Below are 2,479 nucleotides of genomic sequence, written 5' to 3' on the forward strand. Positions count from 1 at the left end.
GTTAAAAATGAAGAAGAAACTGTGAAGCGTATTTAGGGAATTTCTTTTCTGATACTAATAAAAACTGCTGAATTAACACGTAGTCATCACTTATATGCTGTGTTAATAACTCATACCACCATTCTGTTTCATACCTTGCAATCATCCCAACGTTGTACAAAATCAAATAATGAATTGTCATTTCGGGAAGCCTCAGAAATTGCTCCCTTTGAGAAGGGATATAATATTGGTTCTTTTCCATGTCAAACAATAAGCTGGTCGATGTCCATGGCTCCTTGTCTTGTGGTGAAATTTCGAACAGCAGCCCGTGTTCATTTTTTTTTGTAAAAGACCATTGATAATGATGGGACATGTATTCAGCAAACCTTGAATCAGACATTTTGTAATTGATTACTACTTCCTCCGGTATAAAAATTTCGTTCTTATCCTTCTCAACTTTTGTCATAAATCGTTCTTTCTGCTGAAAGTAGAAAATATCGCTAAGTTCTGGAATGGCCATTAATAATTTTTTCATGGTATACCGTTCATCTACTATATCCGATTGTCCAAATAAATGTTTCATAAAATGTACGCATAGGCCATTCCGTTGTATTTTCACTTCATCGTCGCTAAAACAATAATTTTGTTTCTTTCGTTTTCTTGTTGTTACGCCATGTGCCAGTACTGATGTATGGCTTGGATAATGAGGATCACGTGTAATTAAGCATGCTTTGATAAGCTGTGCCATTCCATAAAATAAAAGAATCGGTTTGATTTCTAAGGGAGAATATGCAGCTTGTTTATAAAACGATTCGGCATGCTTTAAGAAATAAATAAACCGTTCACTGTTTTTAAAAGAGTTTTTTTTCGCATCGTCAATACCGTTTAAGATATAAACCTTTTCTAGAAATTTCTGGGTTGATTCAACGGAGTAAAATAGCGCTAAGTCTTTCCACTCATGATATGTCATGTATATTTCTTAATCCTTTCCGTTATCTAAATATTTCAACTCTTTCCCGCTTCCTTGACATGCTCTTGGCTAGTTGATAATCTACATATAATATTTTGCCGAAAAGAGGGGGATTTACTAATGTGGGAAAGTAAATTTTCAAAAGAAGGCTTAACGTTCGACGATGTGCTGCTTGTGCCAGCAAAGTCTGAGGTACTTCCGCGTGATGTGGATTTATCTGTAGAACTTACAAAAACGTTAAAGCTAAATATTCCTGTCATCAGCGCAGGTATGGACACTGTAACAGAATCAGCAATGGCAATTGCAATGGCAAGACAGGGCGGCTTGGGCATCATTCACAAAAATATGTCCATTGAACAGCAGGCTGAACAAGTTGATAAAGTAAAGCGTTCTGAGCGCGGCGTTATCACAAATCCCTTCTTTTTAACTCCTGATCACCAAGTATTTGATGCGGAGCATTTGATGGGGAAATACAGAATTTCCGGTGTTCCGATTGTAAATAACGAAGAAGACCAGAAGCTTGTTGGAATTATTACAAACCGTGACCTTCGTTTTATTTCTGACTACTCAATGAAAATCAGCGATGTCATGACGAAAGAAGAGCTAGTTACTGCATCTGTAGGAACTACTCTGGATGAAGCTGAAAAGATTTTGCAGAAACATAAAATTGAAAAGCTTCCTCTCGTAGACGACCAGAATAAATTAAAAGGTCTTATCACAATTAAAGACATTGAAAAAGTCATTGAGTTCCCGAACTCATCTAAAGACATTCACGGCCGCCTGATCGTTGGCGCGGCAGTTGGTGTAACTGGCGATACAATGACTCGCGTCAAAAAGCTTGTTGAAGCCAATGTTGATGTGATTGTTATCGATACAGCTCACGGACACTCTCAAGGCGTTTTAAACACAGTCACAAAAATCCGTGAAACGTATCCCGAATTAAACATTATTGCTGGAAACGTGGCAACAGCTGAAGCGACAAGAGCGCTTATCGAAGCTGGAGCAGACGTTGTCAAAGTTGGAATAGGACCTGGTTCAATTTGTACTACACGTGTTGTAGCCGGCGTCGGTGTTCCGCAAATTACAGCAATTTATGATTGTGCGACTGAAGCAAGAAAACACGGCAAAACAATCATAGCCGATGGTGGGATTAAATTCTCTGGCGATATCACTAAAGCGTTGGCAGCCGGCGGACATGCTGTTATGCTCGGAAGCTTGCTTGCAGGCACATCAGAAAGCCCTGGTGAAACTGAAATCTACCAAGGCAGAAGATTTAAGGTATACCGCGGCATGGGATCAGTTGCTGCAATGGAAAAAGGAAGTAAAGACCGTTACTTCCAAGAAGAAAACAAAAAATTTGTTCCTGAAGGAATTGAAGGACGCACACCTTACAAAGGACCAGTTGAAGAAACCGTTTATCAGCTAGTCGGAGGCCTTCGTTCTGGTATGGGGTATTGCGGGTCCAAAGATCTGCGTGCGCTAAGAGAAGAAGCTCAGTTCATTCGCATGACAGGCGCAGGACTTCGCGAA

The 2,479-nt window shown here is 39.7% G+C and carries 2 protein-coding genes; one reads left to right on the forward strand and one right to left on the reverse strand.

What is annotated here, in order from left to right; genetic code table 11:
* Position 1 precedes the first annotated feature (1 nt).
* The gene (locus RAC86_RS37750) at positions 2 to 949 is read right to left on the reverse strand and encodes a YaaC family protein (RefSeq protein ID WP_015715083.1); all 948 of its coding nucleotides are present in this window, start codon (positions 947 to 949) and stop codon (positions 2 to 4) included.
* Positions 950 to 1,069: 120 nt separating this feature from the next.
* Here RAC86_RS37750 and guaB point away from each other — a divergent pair.
* Positions 1,070 to 2,479: IMP dehydrogenase (gene guaB / locus RAC86_RS37755; RefSeq protein WP_377886862.1), on the forward strand; the 1,410-nt coding region annotated here is incomplete at its 3' end.

This window comes from Bacillus sp. LR_5 (genome assembly GCF_042709275.1).

Bases quoted from the DNA above. Each gene is read 5' to 3' on its own strand.
- RAC86_RS37750 (WP_015715083.1), bottom strand. From the start codon at position 949: ATGACATATCATGAGTGGAAAGACTTAGCGCTATTTTACTCCGTTGAA.